Raw genomic sequence first — 19,850 nt, 5'->3', positions numbered from 1 at the left:
ATTCGTCCCCGCGCCTTCTCAGGCGTGGCGGTGGCGTGCGGCCGGGTGGGTCGTCTCGACCCGGTCGCGCCCGAACAGCTTTCGCCGCAGCGGGCCGTCGCGATAGGCGGTCGGATAGCGCCCGCGCCGCTGCAGTTCGGGGACGACGAGCTCGACGATGTCGGCGAAGGTCTCGTGCGCGACCACGTAGGCGAGGTTGAACCCGTCGATGCCGGTCGCCGCCGCGAAGGCTTCGAGCGCGTCGCAGACGGTGGTGGGCGAGCCGCAGAAGACCGGCCCGATCCCGCCGATCCCGACATGCTCGGCCACCTCCCGCACCGTCCAGACCCGGCTCGGATCGGCCCGCGTGACGTTGTCCATCGCCGAGCGCCCGGCATCGTTCTCGACGTGCCGGACCTGCGCGTCGAGGTCGAGCGTCGAGAAGTCGACCCCGGTCCAGCCCGACATCAGGGCGAGCGCGCCCTCGTGGCTGACATAGGAGCGGTACTCGGCGAGCTTGGCCCGCGCCCGCGCGTCGGTCTCGGCGACCACGAGCGTGGCGAGCGCGTAGATCAGGAGGTCGTCCGGCGCCCGGCCCTCCTCGCTCGCCGCCTGCCGGAGCGCGGCGACGCGTGGGGCGATCACCTGCGGCGAGGGGCCCGACACGAACACGCATTCGGCGTGGCGAGCCGCGAAGCCGCGCCCCTTCGGCGAGGTGCCGGCCTGGTAGATCACCGGGGTGCGCTGCGGCGAGGGCTCGCCGAGATGCACGCCCTCGACCCGGAAATGCGGACCCTCGTGCCGGATCGCCCGGACCCGGGCCGGATCGGCGAACACGCCCGCCGCCCGGTCGCGCCTGACCGCGCCGTCGTCCCAGCTGCCCTCCCACAGCTCGTAGACGACCGCCATGTACTCCTCCGCGAGGTCGTAGCGGTCGTCGTGGGCGCGCTGGCGGTCGAGGCCCATCGCGCGGGCGGCGGAATCGAGGTAGCCGGTGACGACGTTCCAGCCGATGCGGCCCGCCGTCAGGTGGTCGAGCGTCGTGAAGCGCCGCGCGAGCAGGTATGGCGCCTCGTAGGACAGGTTCACGGTGACGCCGAAGCCGAGATGCTCGGTCACCGCCGCCATCGCCGGCACGACGAGGAGCGGATCGTTGACCGGCACCTGCGCGGCATGCCGCAGGGCCGCGGCGGGCGAGCCGCCGTGGACGTCGTAGAGCCCGACCACGTCGGCGAGGAACACGCCGTCGAAGCAGCCCCGTTCGAGCAATCGGGCGAGGTCGGTCCAGTAGGCGAGGGTGTTGTAGTCGGCCGAACGGTCGCGCGGATGGCGCCACAGGCCGGGCGACTGGTGCCCGACGCAATTCATCTCGAAGGCGTTGAAGCGGATCATGGCTCGGCTGGCGCGGCGGGAGGGCAGGGAGATTGCGCGACGTTGTCACGTCGGCGTCCTCGGGCTGGCGCGTGATCGCGCCGGAGCGGGGGCGAAAGCCGTCGAGCGTTGGACGCATCATCCATACTGAGCCAGCCCGTGAGATCGGGCCATTCCAAAGCCGGCGATCGAAATAAAAGATTGTTCTTATTCTTACGGGGGCGAGGAGAAAATAATTCTGGTGCGGTCGTATGCCAGGTGTCCGGCCGCTCTCTCCATCGAAATGCGCCAGCGCGACTGAAGAGATGTTCGGAGAGGCAAGCGATTTTTGCCGCTGCACCCTTGGACGGCCGGACAGACTGTGATTGATAGGTGCCGGCCCCACACCGACGAGGCGCGAGCTCTTTCACGCCCCGGCACTCCCGCCCGAGGATTCGATCCGATGTCGACCACCCGTCGAACCGTGCTCGCGGGCCTCGCCGCCTCGGCCGCCTTGAGCCGCCCCGCCCGAGCCGCCGCGCCCCTGCGCATCGGGTACCAGCGCTCCTCGACGCTGATCGCGCTGCTGCGCCAGGACGGGAGCCTGGAACAGGCGCTGTCGGCGCAGGGCGTCGGCCTGTCCTGGCACGAATTCACCAGCGGCCTGCCGATCATGGAGGCGCTCAACGCGGGCTCGATCGACGTCTCGGCCGATGTCGCCGACACGGTGCCGGTCTTCGCGCAGGCGGCCGGCGCACGCATCACCTACGTCGCGCAGGAAGCGCCCTCGCCCGAGGCGCAAGGAATCCTGGTGCCGAAGGATTCAGGCCTCCGCTCCGTGGCCGACCTCAAGGGCAAGCGGATCGCCGTCACCAAGGGCGCGGGCAACCACTTCCTGGTCCTCGCCGCGCTCAAGGAGGCCGGCCTGTCCTTCCGCAGCATCGTGCCGGCCTATTTGACCCCGGCCGACGGGCGAGCCGCGCTGGAGAGTGGGGGCGTCGAGGCCTGGGCCGCCTGGGACCCGTTCCTGACCGCGGCGCAGAAGCAGGCGGGCGCGCGCGTTCTGCGCGACGGGGCCGGGCTGTCGCTCTACAAGCGCTACTACCTCGCGGCCGACGCTTACGTGGCGGCGAACGGGCCGGTGCTCGGCCTTCTCTTCGGCAAGCTGGCGCAGACCGGGGCCTGGGTGAAGGCGAACCCGGCCGAGGCCGCCGCGCGGCTCGCCACGCTCTGGAAGCTCGATCCCGAGATCGTCCTGGCGGCGAACGCCCATCGCAGCTACCGGGTCGAGCCCGTCACCCGGGACGGCCTCTCCGAGCAGCAGACGATCGCCGACGCGTTCCGCGCCGAGGGGCTGCTGCCGCGCGCCGTCGACACCGCCGCCCTCGGGATCTGGGTGCCCCCTGTTCGCTGACCGGTCCGACGTTTCAGAGGCGGCCCGGGAGCCGGGCTTGGTTCGGACTGTGCCTGAGAGGTACAGGATGGTCCGGCGCTCGTCGACGTCCTGCCCGCCTCCGCCGAGGGGCTGCGGCAAGGTTGATCTCGCGTGGCCCTGAGCCCGCGCCGCCGCCGTTCCACGCAGCGCCCTCAACCCTCGGGGGCCTCAACCCTCGGGCAAGCGCGCCGCGATGCCGGCCACGACCTCCTCGACGATGTCGTAGAGTTCCGACGGCGCCACGCCGTCGCGCGCCTGGATCGAGAGGCCCTGCATGATTGCGGCCAGATGCCGGGCCAGCTTCTCCAGGCGGTCGCCCCGGGCGTGAGGAGACAGGGCCTGCACGATCCTCCCGCGCAGGGCCTCCCGCCGCGCGGCGGCGTCGCGGGCCAGGTCGGCGTGATCGGGATGGCAGGCGACGAGACCGCTCGAGATCATGCAGCCTCTCTCGTCCTGGCGCTGCGTCACGGCGGTCACGGCACCGGTGAGCAGCACGCGGACCGCGTCCGGCAACGACGGTGCCGATCGGATCGCCGCCAGGTCCAGGCCCCCCCGGGTCTCCTCGTAGCGCTCCACCGCCCGCCGGTAGAGGTCCGCCTTGCTGCCGAAGGCGGCGTAGAGGCTCGGAGGGGCGATCCCGATCGCCTTCGTCAGATCCCCGATCGAGACCCCCTCGTAGCCGTGGCGCCAGAACAGCAGCATCGCGGTGTCGATCGCGGCGTCCCGGTCGAAACTCCACGGCCGCCCGCCGCGCGCTCTCGCATCCTGTTTCATAGCGATCACTAAACGACGCTTGACGGCCGTGGTCAAGATCGTAGGATAGTGATCGCTAAACAAACGGACGCACGCCATGGACTACGCCCGCCGCCACCTCGTGACCGCCCTTGCCGTCCTCGGCGCGGCGGCCCTGCCGCCTCGGATGGCCCAGGCCGGCGCACCCGCGCGGGCCGCTACCGGCGATGCACCCCGGCCGGGTGGCCGCGAGGCGTTCGTCGCCCGCTCGGCCGACGGGACGACACTGGCGGGCGAGGCCGCAGGCGATCCGGGCGCGCCCGAGGTCCTCTTCATCCACGGCCTGCGTCAGAGCCGGCTGAGCTGGGACAGGCAATTCGCCGATCCGGCGTTGGGGGCGTTTCGCCTCGTGCGCTTCGACCTGCGCGGGCACGGCGATTCCGACAAGCCCGATGCCCCCGCTTCCTATGCCGACCCCGACCTCTGGGCCGACGACGTCGCAGCGGTGATCGCCGCGGCCAGGCTGCGCCGTCCCGTCCTCGTCGGCTGGTCGCTCGGCGGCTACGTCGCCGGAGCGTATCTCCGCAAGCACGGTCCCGCGGGGATCGCCGGCATCAACCTCGTCGACGCCGTGACGCGGCTGTCGCCCGACCTGCTCACGCCGCTCGCCGGCTCCTTCACCGTAACGGCGACCTCGCCCGACCTGGCGACGCGTGTCGCCGCAACGGCCGACTTCCTCGCCGCCTGCTTCCACCGCCCGCCGTCCGACCGCGACTTCCAGCGGATGCTCGTCGTCAACGGCATGACGGCGCGTGCGGCGAACGAGGGCTTCGTGAGGACCCCGGTGCCCGATCTCGAGCCCGTCTTCGCGGCCTATGCGGGTCCGGTCCTGCTGACGCACGGCGCCCATGACCGCCTCGTCCGCCAGGCGATGGCGGAGCGGATCCAGGCGCTCGGGCCCGGACGCCGTCTTTCCGTCTTCGGGGAGAGCGGGCACAGCCCGTTCTACGAGGAGCCGGAGCGCTTCGGGCGCGAACTGGCCGCCTTCGTGGCCGCCGCCGCCAAGGCCTGACGGACGCGCCGTGCGGGTTCGCTCCCGGCCCCCGCCACGTCACGCCGGGAGCCTGAGCCTGCGGCCGAGGTGACCGACCTCCGCCGCGACGAGGGTGGCGACCTCGGCGGCCTGGCTGCGGATGTCCGGCACCGCGACGCATTCCCACAGCGTGCAGCGCAGGAGCGGGCCCAGCGTCCAGAGCCGCTCCGACCGCCCGGCGCGCAGGCGGTAATCGTCGCCGGCCGCGAGGCCGAGCCCGAACGGGTCCGGCCGCGCGAGGCCGCGTGAGGTGAGGCGGCGCAGCAGCGGGTCGCCGGTCTCGTCGATGCGCCCGATCCCGGTCGCGTCGATGATCCCCTGCACCGCCAGGGTCTCGTCCGCGGTGCCGCCCCGCGTCCGGATCGTCACCGCGGCCTCGCCGGGGCCGTCCGCGATGGCGAGGATGCGCCCGGCCCGCACGTCCAGGGTGCCGGCGGCGATCTCCGCGGCGATCGCCGCGGCGGCCGGCGGGGCGGTGCGGTGGCGATGCACGTCCCAGAACGGCCGCAGATGGCGCAGGAAGCGCGCCCGCTCGGGCCTCGGCAGGCTGCGCCAGAGATAGCCGATGATCGGGCGGAGCGCGTCGATCACGTCGCGCCAGTCGTGCCCGGCGCGCGCCGCCGCGGCGATCTCGGCCCGGATCCGCCGGGTCAGCCGGGTCAGGGAGCCGAGATCGGCGGCCGTGAGATCGGGGACCGGCCAGGCTGTCGTCGGCGCGTGGACATTCGGGACCAGGCCGCGGCGCGACAGGGCGACGATCCGGCCGGAAAAACCCCGGCCCCGGAGGGAGGCGACCGCGTCGACCATGGTGAGACCGGTTCCGACGACGAGGATCGGCCGGTCCGGGTGCAGGCGGCCGAAATCCTCCGGCCGCCACGGATCGAGCCGGTGGCGGCTCGGCGGCGCGCCGAAGCCGGTGAGGTTGCCCATGGCGAGCACCGCGCCGGCCACCGCGTAGGAGGCTCCGCCCTCGGTGCGCAAGGAGTAGCCGCCCGCCACCGGAACGAGATCGGTGACCGCGTCGTGGACGAGGTGCAGCCGCGGCGCGCCCTCGGCCACGACCGCCTGCGTGAGCAGCTCGCCCAGGTAGCGGCCGTAGAGCGCGCGGGGCGCGAAGGTGCCGGCCGGCGTCGCCGCGACGCCCGCCCGCTCGTCCTCCGGCAGTCCGCCGAGCCAGGTCGAGAAATGCTCCGGCCGGTCGGGATAGGCGCTCATGTTGGCGGCGCGCAGGTTGAGCAGGTGGGCCGGCGCGTCGGTGCCGTAGGCGAGGCCACGCCCGAAGCTGTCGGCCTTCTCGCACAGCAGCACCGACCAGGACCGGGGCAGGGCGGAGAGGAGGTGGAGCGCTGCCATGCTGCCGCTGAAGCCGGCGCCGACGACGGCGATGACCGGGTTCATCGAGGAAGACCCGTCACGCCGCGCGCAGCAGGACCGCGAAGGCGGCGAGGATCAGGGTGATGCAGAGGGCCACGACGACGAGGCCCGGGCTCGGCTCGGAGGGGTGGAACGGCACGGCCGGATCGGGGAACTGCGGCATGGTTGTCCTCGCGCGACGAGTGGGGAATGACGCGCCCCGGGTCCGGCCCAGGGCGCGGCGAGGGGTCAGAAGTCCGGGGCGGCCGGAGCCGGCGGGGCGGCCTTGTCCTTCGGCCGGTCCGCGACGAGCGCTTCCGTCGTGACGAGCAGGCCGGCCACCGAGGCCGCGTCCTGAAGCGCCGTGCGCACCACCTTCACCGGGTCGACGATGCCGGCCTCGATCAGGTCGAGATAGGTCTCGGCCTGCGCGTCGAAGCCGTAGGTGTCGGAATCGCTCTCGCCCACCTTGGCGACCACGATCGAGCCCTCGACCCCGGCATTGGCGGCGATCTGGCGGATCGGCGCTTCGAGCGCCCTCAGGACGATCTTGATGCCGGCGGTCACGTCCGGGTTGCCGCCCTGGAGCGCCGCGACGGCGCCGCGGGCGCGCAGCAAGGCGGTGCCGCCGCCCGGCACGATGCCCTCCTCGATCGCCGCCCGGGTGGCGTTCAGCGCGTCGTCGACCCGGTCCTTGCGCTCCTTGACCTCGACCTCGGTGGCGCCGCCGACCCGCAGCACCGCGACGCCGCCCGCGAGCTTCGCCAGGCGCTCCTGCAGCTTCTCGCGGTCGTAGTCGGAGGTCGTCTCCGCGATCTGCCCTTTGATCTGGGCGACGCGGGACGCGATCTCGGACGCCTCGCCGGCGCCGTCGACGATCGTGGTGCTCTCCTTGTCGATCCGCACCCTCTTGGCGCGGCCGAGCTCGGCCAGCGTCACGCTCTCGAGCTTGATGCCGAGCTCCTCCGAGATCGTCTGGCCCTTGGTGAGAATCGCGATGTCCTCGAGGATCGCCTTGCGCCGGTCGCCGAAGCCCGGCGCCTTGACGGCCGCGACCTTCAGGCCGCCGCGCAGCTTGTTGACGACGAGAGTCGCCAGCGCCTCGCCCTCGATGTCCTCGGCGATGATGAGGAGCGGCCGGCCCGACTGGACCACGGCCTCCAGCACCGGCAGCAGCGGCTGGAGCGAGGAGAGCTTCTTCTCGTGGATCAGGATGTAGGGCTCGTCGAGCTCGACCGTCAGCTTCTCGGCGTTGGTCACGAAGTACGGCGAGAGGTAGCCGCGGTCGAATTGCAGGCCCTCGACCACGTCGAGCTCGGTCTCGGCGGTGCGCGCCTCCTCGACCGTGATGACGCCCTCCTTGCCGACCTTCTCGACGGCCTGGGCGATCAGCCGGCCGATCTCGGCATCGCCGTTGGCCGAGATGGTGCCGACCTGGGCGATGGCGTCCGATGCCGTCACCTTGCGGGCGCGGCCGGCCAGGTCCTGCACCGCCGCCGCCACCGCGAGGTCGATGCCGCGCTTGAGGTCGAGGGGATTGAAGTTGGCGGCGACCGCCTTCGCGCCCTCCTTGACGATGGCCTGGGCCAGCACCGTCGCGGTGGTGGTGCCGTCGCCGGCGAGATCGTTGGTCTTCGCGGCGACCTCGCGCAGGAGTTGGGCGCCGAGATTCTCGAACCGGTCCTCCAGCTCGATCTCCCTGGCGACGCTGACGCCGTCCTTGGTGATTCGGGGCGCTCCGAAGCTCTTCTCGATCACGACGTTGCGGCCCTTCGGGCCGAGCGTGACCTTCACCGCATCGGCCAGGATGTCGACGCCGCGCAGCAGGCGCTCGCGGGCATCCGCCGAAAACTTCACGTCCTTGGCAGCCATGGGATTGTGTCCTTCTCGATTATCCGGAGATCAGGCCGCGATCACCCCGAGGATGTCGGCTTCCTTGAGGATCAAGAGGTCCTCGCCGTCGATCTTCACTTCGGTGCCGGACCACTTGCCGAACAGCACCCGGTCGCCCGCCTTCACGTCGAGGGGCGTTTGCGTGCCGTGATCGTCCCGGGTGCCGGGGCCGACGGCGACGACCTCGCCCTCCTGCGGCTTCTCCTTGGCGGTGTCGGGGATGATGATGCCGCCCTTGGTGGTCGCCTCGCCGTCGAGGCGGCGCAGCAGCACGCGGTCATGCAGGGGCCGAAAGGCCATCGGGGAAGCCTCCTGGTCGGGGATGGGGATCGGAAGGCCCGCATCCGGGGCCGCATCCGATGGTCCGAAGGTGTCCGGAAGCGTTCGCCAAGTCAACGAGATTGTTCTTTTTAAAGAACGATCTCGCGGAGATCATCGATCTGGAACGGGCGGCGGAGCGAGAAGATTCTCCGCGGCGATCCAGGCTTACAGCGGAGCTGACGGGCCAAACGCGATATCCGGCGGCAGGGCTGGCGTCCGGCTCGTCCGGGCGATGGTGCCTCGTTCGGTATCCCGAACGCGTGCGGGTTCGGAAGGCCCGAGCTTGTCACGGCGATGCCGGCGTCACCCGGTGCATGCTCGGCGGACGCCGCTGCGGCAGGCGGGAGACTGCGGGGGCGGTTGGGCGGTTGGGCGGCGGCGGTGGCGGCAGAACGCCCGAGCGCCTCCTCCCTCCGTCACGATCTGCCCGACGAGGCGCGCGAGCGACTGTTGCGCCCGGGTCGCGGGTAGGGGACGGGATCCTCGGGCGGCGGGTCGGCGACGCGCCGCGACGCGCCGAGGCCGGCCCCGGAACCGCTACAGCGTTTCGGAATAGGTCTGCACGGCGACCCCGTCCCGGTCCTCGAAATAGGCGGCGGATCCCGTGCCGTCGGCCTCCAGCGTCAGCATCGCGAAGCCGTGCCGATAGTAGCTCCCGTCGTGGGAGAGCTGCGTGCGGGGGACGAGCGTCGGCGGGACGCTCACCTCCGCGAGGGGCTCGTAGGGATCCTCCTCGACGAAGACCGGGACCGCGCCGTGGCCGATGCAGCGCCCGCGCTTCAGCCCGGCATAGGGTTCGTAGATGCACAGGTTGTGCTCGTGGCCCCAGAACCAGGCCGCGACGCGGTCACGGCCGCCGCCGAAGCCGTCATACATCCGCAGGAGAAGGGGATTCACCGGATCCGCCCGGCCGGCCGCGTCCTTGGGCCCGATGCGGGAGAAGGCCGAGAACAGCTGATGGTGCGACAGCAGGATGGTGCGCCCGGCGAACTCGTCGATGCGCCGCGTCAGCCAGGCCTGCTCGTCAGCCTCGACGAAGGTCACCGCATCGGCGACGCCGAACGGGCTGTGGTCGTGCAGGCCGGTATCCATCGCCAGGATCTGCCAGCCCGCCTCGACGCTGCGCAGGCAGAAGAAGCTCGCCGGCTGGACCTGCGGTGCCCGGTTGAGCGCCTTGATCAGGCCGTAATAGCCGACGCCGCCGCAATACATGTCATGATTGCCGGAGAGCGTGAAGATCGGGATGCGCGTCTTCTTCGCCCCGAAGGCGGCGACCATCTCGGCTTCGAACTTCCTGGCGCATTCCTCGGGCGTGCCCGAATAGTAGATGTCGCCGAGATGGATCAGCAGGTCCGGCTTCTGGGCCGCGACGAGGCCGAGCAGACGTTTGGCAGGGCCGGCGCCCGTCCCCCAATCCCCGATCAGCCCGATCCGGCAGCCGGCCTTGAGCGGCAGGACGCCCTCGCCGGCCTGCGCCGGCGTGGTGTAGAGCGGCGCCCGACGCTGGCCGCCGATGCCGAAATACTCGGAATACGCCTCGATCGTCGTCGCCCAGCCGGGATCGCATTTGCCGGCCTTCAGCTCGTCCTTCAGGCGCGCCAGCGTCGCATGATCCCCCAGCACCTTCGCGCGCAGCATCTGCAGCGCCAGCGAGGCGCAGCGCTCGCCGTACTCGACAGGCGTCAGCGACTCGAGGGCGGCACCGCCGCCCGCCGGAACCTCAGTCAGCCCCACGTGGCGCGCCGCGGCCACCCTCTCGGCCGCGAGGATGAGGGCGGGCTCCGGAGGCGCCTCCAGGCTCTCCGTCTTCACGGATCGGCGCGCGACCTCTTCGGCGATGGACTGGTAGAGCGACAGGAAGGGATCGCGGAAGGTCAGAGGCCCCTCGGCCACGGCCTGACCGTCGCGGACCGGCGGCATCGGCTTCGGGGCCGCCGCCTCGACCGCCGCGGCTCCCTCGGCCCGCGCGGACGCACGGACGCACGGACGCCGTCATTCGCCGAAGGATCGCCGAGCGACACCGTGATCTGTAGCGGGATCGTCACCGTTACGGCACCGGCCGCGGCTGCGGGGGCCGACAATGCGGGGGCGGGTGGAGCGGGTGCTTTGGGCGTGGCCGGCGAGGCCTCGCCGGCGCGCGTCGTCCCGGGCTTACGTTCGTCCGTCATCGTCTACCACCGTTGATAGGGATCGGTGCCGCGCGCGGGCGTCGGCGCGAAGGTCACGCCGGCATCGACGACGCGCGGGTCCCGCGCGAGATCGGCCGCCTCATGACGACCGAGACGTGCTGGTCATGCAGCACGCTCGCTTCGCCAATGCCGTCGTCGACGGTCAGCACGTCCCCTGCTGCCCGCGTCACCCGCGGCAGCGGCACCGCGAAGCCCGGGCCGAGGATGTCGGCGCGATAGCCGTCGCGGTCCCGGTACTCCCGTGCGACGGCCTCGCTCGCCGCGGGGGCGGGGCGCGTCGTCTCGACGGAGGCCGGCCCGAGCGAGACGCTGAGGCGCAGCGGCAGGCTCACCACCGCGACGCGGATCCCCTCGTCCATCCTGCCTCCCTTCTCCGCCGGGCGTCCCGGTCTCGCACCGTCCCCGCCGAACCCGGGCGCCCTCGGACCGGCACCGGGCCCCCTCACGGCGAACACGCGGTACAGTACCGGTCGGGGAGATGGTCGGCGACCTTCGCGGGCAGCAGCCCCGTGGCGAGGCCGACGGGGTCGCGGCGCAGCGTCTCGAAGGCCGGCAGCACCCACCCCGGGGCATCCGTGAAGAGGCCGGGGAGCGTCCGCGGCGGGAGCGGCTCCTCGTCGCGCGCGGCGGCCGTCGCGGCCGGATCGAACCGCGCGCGGTGGGCGCAGCTGAGGCGCCGTCCGACGTGCCGGAAGCCGATCCGGTCCGGCGGCAGCCGGGGCACGACGTCGTAGCCGTGGACCAGCCGGAACGTCCGGGCGCCGAGCAGCGCCTCGTACCGCGCGGCGAAGGCCTCGCCGCCGACCCGCGGCATGCCGAAGGCGTAGACGGCCTCGGGCGTCAGATCGAGCGTTTCGCAGGCGCGCAGGGCGGCGAGCGCCGCGACCGCCGCGCCGAGGCTGTGGCCGACGACCCAGACCGGCCCCGTCCGGCCATGCAGCACCGGCGCGAGGTCCGGCCAGGCGGCATCGAGCGCGGCGAGGAAGCCGGAATGGACGCCGCCGGCGGCCGGCATGACGGTCAGGTTCGTCACCCAGTTGGCGAACCGCAGCGGATCGGTGCCGCAGACCGTGACGACCGACGGGCCGGCCGTCCCGCCCGCGGGCTCGAGCACGTGCAGCCGCGTCTCGGGCTGCCAGGGCAGGGCGAGCACCTGCGGCGCCCGGCTGAGGATGCGGCGGAGCGACCAGTCCCGGGCGATGGAATCGACCTTGTTCTCGTCGTCCTCGTAGGCGAGCTGTGCCAGCCACGCCGCGGCGCGCAGGCGCCCGCGCGCATCGCCCGCGATGCCGGCCAGCGCATCGGCCGGATACTGCTCGCGCGGGCGCGTGACCAGGAACGTCACGGCGCGCACGCCCGGCGCCGAGTCGCGCGCGACGGGCCCGCGGCGGCGGGCCGCCTCCGGTCGGTCGCAGCCCGCGACACACCGCCAGTGTCGCAGCTGTCGGACGGACTCGCCGCGAGTAGACCGCGCCCGGCGCGGCCCAAGTTTTCATGATGGAATTTGCGCTGCATGGCACAATCCCGGAAACGAGCGGGCCGTGACAAGTAAAATCATACGGCGGTACTGACCGGCCCGCAAGCCGATATTCTGCTACGGTGACGAGTATCGCCGACATCGCCGGCGCTCCGTGATGATCGGGGCTTGAGCCGTCAGAGAAGTTGCTTGACGGGAGGTGGCGGCACAAGGTGTCGTCGTGCAAGATTTTTAAAATCTTCGATCGTTCGAGACGGCACCGCGCAGTGCAGCGATGTGTTTGATTGTTCGTAAAGTCTACGACGCTGGCATAAGCCGAGATTTCTGCGCGACAAAGACTTGCTCACCAGCGAATTCGTTCCGCTCTTTTCCCCCTTGCCCGGACGATTGGAACAAAGTGGAAGTGGCTCAGGGATCCATCATTGCCGATAGCGCCGGACATCACGATCCGCAGTCCCGTCCTCGCACGCCGCCCTACAGCGCCAGCTGGACGGGGCCGCTTCCCGCGGCGGGCACCGCGCAGCAGATCAGGACCTCGTCGGCGGCGACTGGAGCCGTGGGCTTGCGCCGGTAGGTGACCGTCCCGGCGAGGAGCCGGGTCCGGCAGGTGCCGCAGGTGCCGGCCCGGCAGCCGAAATCCGGGTCGAGGCCGCAGCCTTCCGCGAGTTCCAGGAGCGTCCCGGATCCCGGTGACCAGCGCGCCTCCTTGGACGAGTCCAGGAAGGCGACCGCCACCGGCTCCTCCGATTCCGGTGGCCGCTCCGGCGCTGCGGCGGCGGGAGCGTCCCGCACCAGCGCCGAGGGGCCGAACGCCTCGGCGTGGATGCGGTCGTCGGGGATGCCCAGGCCGCGCAGGCCGTCGTAGAGCGCCTGGGTGAAGGCGGGCGGGCCGCACAGATAGGCGTCGGCATCCCCCGAGGGCAGGATCCGGGCGAGGAGAGCCCTGTCGATCCGGCCCGCTTCCTCGTAGTCGACGCCCGCGACCGCGTCGCCCGGGTCGCTCAGCACCCGCACGATCCCGACCCGTCCGCCCGACGCGGCGGCGAGATCGGCCAATTCCCGCCCGAAGGGCATCTCGTCCCGGTTGCGGGCGGCCAGGACCAGGGTGGCCGGCCGGACGTCGCCGCGGCGCAGGCCCGCGTGGACGAGGTGGCGCAGCATCGCGAGGAGCGGCGTGACGCCGACGCCGCCGGCGAGCAGCAGAGCCGGGCGCGGCGCCCGCGGGTCGAGGGTGAAGCCGCCCTCCGGCCCCCGCGCCTCGATCGTGTCGCCGACCCGAACACGGTCGTGCAGGTGGCCGGACACCGCGCCGTCGCGCTTGACGCTGATCCGGTAGATCCCGTCCGAGGGCGCGCCCGACAGGGTATAGGTGCGCAGGACCGGCCTGTCCGCGCCGGGCAGCGTCACGCGGATCGGCAGATGCTGCCCCGCCCGGTGCGGGACGAGCCCCGCCCCGTCCGCCGGCAGGAGGTGGAAGGAGCGGATCGTCCGGCTCTCGTCGACGATCCGGGTGACCGTGAACGGGCGCCACCGCGTCGCGACGTCGGCGGCGCGCAGCCGCGCGGCGGCCTCGCGCCAGTCGCCGGTCGCCAGGGCGTTCGGCGACCAGCCCTCCGCCCGCAAGCTCCAGCGCAGCGGCAGCGCCCCCCGCCGGCGCACGACCCGGCGCGGCCGGAAGGTCCAGAGCCGCTCGGCGCCCCGGAAGGCGGCGATCTCCGGCGAGGACAGGATCACCTCGGCCTCGCCGGTCATCTGCAGCAGGTCGCCGGTCGCGAAATCGGCGAAGACCAGGCCGGCCTTGCCGTTCGTCAGGATGTTGCCGAGCGTGGCGAAGAAGAGGTTGCCGGCGAAGTCGGGAATCGTCAGCGTGCCGTCGGCGGCGACGCGCACGAAGCCGGCCTTGCCGCCGCGATGCGAGACGTCGACCTGACGCCGACTTTGGCCGTCCTCCGCGCGATCGACGTAGGAGGCGACGAAGAAGGTGTCGGCGGCCTCGACCGTCGCCCGGGCCTCCGCGTCGAGCCCGTCGCGCCCCTCGACCTCGCCCGTGAAGGGCGTGCGCGGATCGCGGATAAGGGCGGCGTCGCGCTGCTGGATGTATTGCGGGCAGTTGCCGAAGCTCTGATCGACCGCGATTTCGAGACCCTCGTCGGTCGCCGCGCGGACGAGGCCGTTGAGCCTGTTGCGGCGGCGGGTGTGCGGCTCGATGCCCAGCAGCCCCACGGCCTCCCCGGCGCGCAGGCCCGCGCCCGCCGGATCGGCGGGATCCGCCGGCGCCGCGAGGGTGAGGACGCGCGGGTCCGGCGCGGCGAGGAAGCCCGGCACGCCTGCGAGGATCGTCGCCCAGGCGTCGCCCCCTCCGTCGACGCTGCCGACGACGACGAAGGGGATCTGTTCGAAGAACGCGCGGTGCTGCGCGGGCATGTGGTCCCGCACCACGCGCCGGCCGACCTCCTCCATGCGGACGGCGACGCCGACCTGCGCCTGGATCGCCCGCTCGCCCGGATGCCAGACCGGCAAAGCCGGCAGGCTCGGATCGTCGCTCATGCTGTCCTCCTCCGTTCCGTTCTCCTCGCGGGCGCGCCTGCGGGACGCGCCCGGGCGTGCTCACGCGGCGGTGAGGCCGGCCGGCGTCTGGGCGAAGGGCAGGAAGCCCGGCAGGGCCTCGATCCGGCGCAGATACGCGCCGACTTGCCTGTAGCCCGACAGGTCGACGTTGCCCTCGGGCGCGCGCGCCACGTAGCTGTAGAGCGCGACATCCGCGATGGTCGGGCGCTCGCCCACCAGCCAGTCCCGGCCGGCGAGGTGGGCCTCGAGGCGCCGCAGCAGCGTGTGGGCCCGGCCGATCACCTCCTCGGGGTTGAACGCGGCGCCGAACACCGTGACGAGCCGCGCGGCGGCCGGGCCGTACGCCACCTCGCCGGCCGCGACCGACAGCCAGCGCTGGACGGCGGCCGCACCGGCCGGGTCCTCCGGCAGCCAGTCGGTCCGCCCGAGCGCCTTGGCGACGTAGACCAGGATCGCGTTCGAATCCGCGACGACCGTGCCGTCGTCGTCGAGCACCGGCACCTGCCCGAACGGGTTCAGGGCGAGGAAGTCCGGCGCCTTGTGCGCTCCCGCCGCGAGATCGACCTCGACGGCCTCGTGCGGCACGCCGACGAGCGACAGGAACAGGCGCGCCCGGTGGGCGTGGCCGGACAGGGGATGGTGGTAGAGCTTCATGACCGTGCTCCCTTGGGGGACCGGGCCCGTCCCGATCCGCGAGGAGCACGATGATCCGATCAGGCGGCGCGGAGAATGCGCGCCGTTTGCACTTCATCGTTGCGGAGAGCGGAATAATCAGGCGGAGCGTCCACGCCTGGGATGGATGCGCCTGCCGTCGCGCAGCTTGCCTCGCCCTTGAGCCTGTTCGACGGGTTCCGAAAGATGTCACGCTCTTCGTCGTCATCACGGGAGCGGGTCGCAGAGACTGCAAGGAACACGACACGGCGTCTGACACGTGCCGCACGGGCCGCCGGGTCTTTGTAAACCACGGCCCTTTCCCGGACGGCTGTAACGAAGTGAAAGGAGATCCGGGATCCAGCAGAAAAAGTCGCCAAGCGTCTCTATGTCTGCAACGTTGCATAGATGGAGCCGCTTCGCGGCACTTCTTGTGCCGGATCCCGGATCTCCTTCCGCTGTCGCTTCAGTCGTCCGGGAAAGGGGAGTGGCTCATGACACGCGGCGTGGTCGGGCGTGGCTCCGGATGAGGTGAAACGCGACGGCGAAGTTGGGCGATCCCGGCCCGACCGCCGCGTCACCCGTCCTCCGGCGCGAGGCCGACGGGCGGACCCGGGCGCATGGCGCCGGCGATGATCGCCTCCCAGGTCTTTCCCTGAGCCCGCAGGAACGCGATCGAGGGCCCCTCCGGATTGCCGTAGACCCGGGTCGTCCGCGCGGCGATGCGGCTGCGGTACGGCTCCGGCGTCAGGTCCTTGTAGTGGATCGCGAGGCGGCGGCGCTCGGCGTGGGCCGCCCGGGCGATGGCTTCGGGCGGCAGGCCGTCGCGGCGCAGGGCGGCGACGTGCTCCGCCAGGCCGCGCACCGCGGCCTCGTAGCGGTCGCGCAGGGTCATCGGCCGGCGCCGGCGCGCGGCGGCGCCTCGCAGGCCCGCGCCCCCGCCCAGGCGATCGCGAAGCCTGGATGAATGACGAAGGCGGATCCCTCCCGCCGGTACCAGCCGTTCGCCGCCGGTACGTGGCCCCGCCCGTGGACCGCCGTGGTGACGTGGCCGAGGATCGCCGCGACGGCATCCGCCGTGCCGTGCCGCAGCATCTCGGCCGGATCCAGCGTGCCCTGTGCCGCGAAGGCGTCGATCAGCGCGAGGGACCGGTCTTCCGGGATCGTGCGCCTGCGGGCCGCGAAGAGCCGGCGCGCCCGGTAGGCCGCCGCTGCCCAGTCCATCGCCGTGTCCGCCTCCGCCTGCCGCCCCCGCGAGCATCGGCCGGGCGGCGGCGATGTCAAGCACCCGCGCCCTCACGGTGGTGGCGCGGCAGGTTGACGACCGGGAGCGTCGCAGCCCCTTCCGCGGGACGAGGTGACGCCGGCGGGCGTCCCGATCGACCGCACGCCGGCCGTCGGGCCCGACCACCACGGGGAATCGCCGCGCAACGGGTGAGCGGCACGCCGGCCCGAGACGGCCGGCGCGCCCAGGAGCATCGTCCGACGAAGTGGAGACCGGTTCGCCGCGGACGATGCGGCACAATCGAAGACCTGGAGCGCCATCCCATCGCAACGCGATCGGATGGTGCTCCAGCGCCTCAATACGGCTTCGGCTTCATCAGCGTACCGCGGGTGGAAAGGAACGCCACGACGATCCACGGACAGACGAACACCAGGAAGAACAGCAAGCCCATCACGAGCCTCCTCTCGGTTGTGTCACGCTCAACCCCATCAATGCCGCGCGGCTGCCCGGGGTTGCACGCCGGCCGCGCGACGAGAGCCGGGCTACTCGCTCCCGGCCGGCTCGTCGGTGTCCCGGGCGCGGTGGAGCAGGAAGATCGACACCACCATCACCAGGATCAGCCCGGCGAGCACCCCGAGCTCGATCATCGAGGCGCGGAACAGCGCCTCCTTCTGCGGGGTCCAGGCCGATTCGTGCATCTGCTCGGCGGTCTGCAGCGTGAGGACGAGGACGCGCCGGATCGAGGCGATCAGCCCGACGATCAGGAACGGCTCGCAGGTCAGCCGTCCTGAGCGCATCGACACCCGCACCGTGTGCAGGATCTCGACCAGCATCAGCAGGAACAGCAGCCGGTCGACCACGTCGAGGAGCTGCGCGGCAGCTCCCACCGCCGTGACCGCCTTCAGGGTCATGCCGGCGGCGTCGACCAGCGCCATCACGGCAGTGAGCGCCAGGAGCACGCCGAGGGCGGCGTAGATCGCGTGCTCGGTGTGCAGGAAGACGAAGGCGGAGAGCCGCGTCAGGCGCCCGCCCTCGGCCTCGGCCTTCTCCAGTTTCGCGGTCTCGACCATGGCTGTCTCCGGAGGGGGCGGCGCGTCGGGGTCAGCGCAGGGGGATCAGCGCAGGGAGGTCAGCGCACGGCTCTGGGCATGCGGAACGGCAGCATCAGGCGCACCAGCGGGTTCGTGAACCGGTCGAGGTCGAGGGCCTCGTGCACCGGCCGCACCGCCTCGCCGCAGATCCGCGCCGAGAGCAGCGAGCGGGAATAGAACGGCGCGTCCTCGAACCGGCGCACCACCGCGGCCCGGCCGTCGTCGCTGCGGGTGGCGCGGGGGAGGCGCCACAGCGTCGGCGGCAGGGCGGCCGGAACGGGCGGCTCGATCGGGCGCGGGGTGCCATCGGGGTCGAAGCGCAGCGACAGGTCCTGGCGGCTGCCGTCGCGGCGCTCGACGTCGTAGAGGATCGCCGCGCCGCGCGTGAGCGTCGAGCGCGACCAGGTCCAGCTCCGGAACGAATCCTCGAGAGGGACGTCGCCGTCGTTGGTGTCGAAGTAGGCGTGGCCGTTCCACTGCAGGCCCGGCCGGTCGAGCGCCACCTCGATCCGCGAGGACGGCGCGAGCGGCCACCAGCGGTGGCGGCCCTCCGCGTCGAGGGTGAAGGGGCCCGGCGTGATCCCGGCCGGCCGCACCCGGATGGTGCCGGAGAGCCGCGAGGGCAGGGGGTTCGTCACCTCGTCGACCCGGATGGTCAGCATCGTGCCGTCCCACTCCATCGCGCTCGGGCCGATGGCGAGCGAGGTGGCGGTACGGGCGACGCTCGCGCGGCCGCGCTCGGTCATCGCCCAGGCCTTGGGCCGGCCGTACAGCACCACGTTGACGGCCGAGTGGTTGATCGGGTCCCCGCGCCCGCTCCAGGCGTAGTAGGGCGAGAACACGCTGCCGAGGAACGCGATGACGGTGATCCCGTGCTGCCCGTCGTCGCTGACGCCGTCGACGTACCACCAGGCGTAGCCGCCGGGCGGCACGCTCAGGTCGAACCGAGGTCCCGCAGGACGCTCGCCGCCGCGAGCCGGCCCGATTGCGCCGCCATCGGCACGCCCGGCCCCGGATGGACGCTGCCCCCGCGAGGTACAGCCCCGGCAGGCGCGTGCGCGCCCCCGGGCGGCGGAACGACGCCATCCAGCCGTGCGAGGCCCGGCCGTAGAGCGCTCCGCCCGTCGCCGGGAACAGCGTCTCGAACTCCGCCGGATTCGTGGTCGTCCGCGCCGTCTCGGCGATCGTCAGGCCGCAGGCGGAGAGCCGCCGGCTCATCGTGTCGTGGCATCGGGCGATCTCCTCAGGCAGCAAGGCGGCGCCGCGGGCGGGCGCGTTGACGAGGCAGAGCAGGGCTTCCGGAGACTGCGACGGCACCGCATCGTCGTGGCGGTCCTGCGCGCAGACATAGACGGTGGGGTCCCGCGGCAGGCGGCCGGCCCGGGTCAGGTCGGCGAACTCGGCCCCGTAATCGGGCGAGAAGAACACGTTGTGGCGCACGAGGTCGAAGCCCGCAGGCCGGCCCGCCACCGCGAAGGTCACGGCCGAGAGCGAGCGCCCGCCCGCCGGCACCGGATCGACCGCCCGGGCCGGTTCCCTCCCGAACAGCCCGCCGGCGAGCGCCGCCGCGTCGGCATTCGCCACCACGCGGGTCGCCGCCAGCCGCTCGCCGGTGTCGAGGGCGACGCCGGTCACGCGCCCGCCCGCGACGACGATCTCCGTCGCGGCCGCGCCGTAGCGCAGGACGGCCCCCCGCTCGGCGGCGAGATCCGCGACGGCGGCGGCCAGCCGCGACAGCCCGCCCGCGACGGTCCAGACCCCCTCCATCTCGACATGGGCGACGAGCATCAGCGTCGCGGGGGCCGCGTAGGGCGAGGAGCCGCAATAGGTGGCGTAGCGGCCGAAGAGCTGGCGCAGGCGCGGATCGCGAAAATGCTCGCCGAGCGCGGTCCAGAGCGTGGTGAAGGGCTGGATCCGCATCAGCCCGCCCAGGCCCCTGGGCCCGGCCCGCATCGCGAGGTCGACCGGGCTCGGCCGCTGGCCGCGGATGAACAGGCCCTCCAGGGTGCGGTAGATCTCCGCGGCCCGATCGCGAAAACGCCGAAAACCCTCCGCCTCGCGCGGGCCGGCGAAATCCGCGATCGCGGCCTCGGAGCGGGCGGGATCGGCGAAGAGGTCGAGGCGCTCGCTTCCGCTCCAGGCGTGGCGGGCGAGCACCGACGCGGGGGCGAGGGCGACGCGGGAGGCGAGATCGGCGCCGCACTCGGAAAAAATCTCGTCGAAGACCCAGCGCATGGTGAAGACCGTCGGGCCGGCCTCGACCGCGAGCGGTCCCGCCTGGACCCGGCGCATCTTGCCGCCGGGCGTCGGTTCCTTCTCGACCAGCGTCACCGGCAGGCCGGCGGCGGCGAGCTTCAGGGCGGCGACCAGCCCGCCGATGCCCGCCCCGATCACCACCACGCGTTCGTCCGCCACGCCGTTGATCTCCCGAGGCAACGGTGTCAATCTAAATTGACAGTCTGAGATGTTCAAACGAAATGACATCCGGGAGAG

Annotated in this window: 17 protein-coding genes and 1 pseudogene; 2 read left to right on the top strand and 16 right to left on the bottom strand. The window is 72.4% G+C overall.

The genetic code is table 11. The annotated features are described in order from the left end of the window. Positions 1–18 precede the first annotated feature (18 nt). The gene (locus DK412_RS29350) at positions 19–1,371 is read right to left on the bottom strand and encodes an LLM class flavin-dependent oxidoreductase (protein ID WP_109974878.1); all 1,353 of its coding nucleotides are present in this window, start codon (positions 1,369–1,371) and stop codon (positions 19–21) included. Positions 1,372–1,792: 421 nt separating this feature from the next. Between DK412_RS29350 and DK412_RS29345 the strand changes: the two genes are divergently transcribed. After that, positions 1,793–2,743 carry an aliphatic sulfonate ABC transporter substrate-binding protein gene (locus DK412_RS29345; RefSeq protein ID WP_109974877.1) on the top strand — a complete coding sequence of 317 codons (951 nt, stop codon included), beginning with the start codon at positions 1,793–1,795 and terminating at the stop codon, positions 2,741–2,743. A 189-nt stretch (positions 2,744–2,932) separates the two neighbouring features. Here the strand turns inward: DK412_RS29345 and DK412_RS29340 are convergent, their stop codons facing one another. Next, positions 2,933–3,538: a TetR/AcrR family transcriptional regulator gene (locus DK412_RS29340; RefSeq protein ID WP_109974876.1), complete on the bottom strand. Its 606-nt coding sequence runs from the start codon at positions 3,536–3,538 to the stop codon at positions 2,933–2,935. 76 nt (positions 3,539–3,614) lie between these two features. Here DK412_RS29340 and DK412_RS29335 point away from each other — a divergent pair, with 76 nt between their 5' ends. Continuing rightward, positions 3,615–4,568 (top strand): alpha/beta hydrolase, encoded by a 954-nt coding sequence (locus DK412_RS29335; protein ID WP_109974875.1) that lies wholly within the window; start codon positions 3,615–3,617, stop codon positions 4,566–4,568. A 39-nt stretch (positions 4,569–4,607) separates the two neighbouring features. Here DK412_RS29335 and DK412_RS29330 read toward each other — a convergent pair whose 3' ends face one another. The 14 genes and pseudogenes from DK412_RS29330 to crtD all read right to left on the bottom strand — a co-directional run bounded on the left by DK412_RS29330 (position 4,608) and on the right by crtD (position 19,772). Then, positions 4,608–5,987, bottom strand: coding sequence for an FAD/NAD(P)-binding protein (locus DK412_RS29330; protein WP_109974874.1), 1,380 nt, complete (start codon positions 5,985–5,987; stop codon positions 4,608–4,610). A 13-nt stretch (positions 5,988–6,000) separates the two neighbouring features. Continuing rightward, complete coding sequence (locus tag DK412_RS31475) at positions 6,001–6,126, bottom strand: hypothetical protein (RefSeq protein ID WP_280953966.1); 126 nt, start codon at positions 6,124–6,126, stop codon at positions 6,001–6,003. Between the two features lie 65 nt (positions 6,127–6,191). Then, on the bottom strand, positions 6,192–7,814 hold the full coding sequence (groL, locus tag DK412_RS29325; RefSeq protein ID WP_109974873.1) for a chaperonin GroEL: 1,623 nt from the start codon (positions 7,812–7,814) through the stop codon (positions 6,192–6,194). A 30-nt stretch (positions 7,815–7,844) separates the two neighbouring features. Beyond that, on the bottom strand, positions 7,845–8,135 hold the full coding sequence (gene groES / locus DK412_RS29320) for a co-chaperone GroES (protein ID WP_109974872.1): 291 nt from the start codon (positions 8,133–8,135) through the stop codon (positions 7,845–7,847). A gap of 558 nt (positions 8,136–8,693) precedes the next feature. Continuing rightward, a complete protein-coding gene (locus DK412_RS29315) occupies positions 8,694–10,049 on the bottom strand; it encodes a metallophosphoesterase (protein ID WP_162596346.1) in 1,356 nt (451 codons plus the stop codon). A 328-nt stretch (positions 10,050–10,377) separates the two neighbouring features. Next, the gene (locus DK412_RS29310; protein ID WP_109974870.1) at positions 10,378–10,704 is read right to left on the bottom strand and encodes a hypothetical protein; all 327 of its coding nucleotides are present in this window, start codon (positions 10,702–10,704) and stop codon (positions 10,378–10,380) included. 83 nt (positions 10,705–10,787) lie between these two features. After that, positions 10,788–11,699, bottom strand: coding sequence for a lipase family protein (locus tag DK412_RS29305; RefSeq protein ID WP_109974869.1), 912 nt, complete (start codon positions 11,697–11,699; stop codon positions 10,788–10,790). Positions 11,700–12,296: 597 nt separating this feature from the next. Continuing rightward, the gene (locus tag DK412_RS29300; protein ID WP_109974868.1) at positions 12,297–14,369 is read right to left on the bottom strand and encodes a pyridoxamine 5'-phosphate oxidase family protein; all 2,073 of its coding nucleotides are present in this window, start codon (positions 14,367–14,369) and stop codon (positions 12,297–12,299) included. A 60-nt stretch (positions 14,370–14,429) separates the two neighbouring features. Continuing rightward, entirely contained in the window at positions 14,430–15,044 is a 615-nt protein-coding gene (locus tag DK412_RS29295; protein ID WP_109974867.1) for a glutathione S-transferase, read from the bottom strand. A gap of 574 nt (positions 15,045–15,618) precedes the next feature. Continuing rightward, the gene (locus DK412_RS29290) at positions 15,619–15,936 is read right to left on the bottom strand and encodes a cell wall-binding protein (RefSeq protein ID WP_109974866.1); all 318 of its coding nucleotides are present in this window, start codon (positions 15,934–15,936) and stop codon (positions 15,619–15,621) included. Continuing rightward, positions 15,933–16,265: a hypothetical protein gene (locus DK412_RS29285; RefSeq protein WP_109974865.1), complete on the bottom strand. Its 333-nt coding sequence runs from the start codon at positions 16,263–16,265 to the stop codon at positions 15,933–15,935. Before DK412_RS29285 ends, DK412_RS29290 begins: the two co-directional genes overlap by 4 nt. Positions 16,266–16,808: 543 nt before the next feature. Beyond that, entirely contained in the window at positions 16,809–17,336 is a 528-nt protein-coding gene (locus tag DK412_RS29280; RefSeq protein ID WP_109974864.1) for a phosphate-starvation-inducible PsiE family protein, read from the bottom strand. Between the two features lie 59 nt (positions 17,337–17,395). Then, the gene (locus DK412_RS29275; protein ID WP_109974863.1) at positions 17,396–18,289 is read right to left on the bottom strand and encodes a carotenoid 1,2-hydratase; all 894 of its coding nucleotides are present in this window, start codon (positions 18,287–18,289) and stop codon (positions 17,396–17,398) included. Between the two features lie 2 nt (positions 18,290–18,291). After that, positions 18,292–19,772, bottom strand: a pseudogene (gene crtD, locus DK412_RS29270) (1-hydroxycarotenoid 3,4-desaturase CrtD). Positions 19,773–19,850 lie beyond the last annotated feature (78 nt).

The organism is Methylobacterium sp. 17Sr1-1, from assembly GCF_003173775.1.
Classification (GTDB): domain Bacteria; phylum Pseudomonadota; class Alphaproteobacteria; order Rhizobiales; family Beijerinckiaceae; genus Methylobacterium.
The sequence above is the reverse complement of the archived record's forward strand: the minus strand, read 5'-3'. Positions and strand labels throughout refer to the sequence as shown.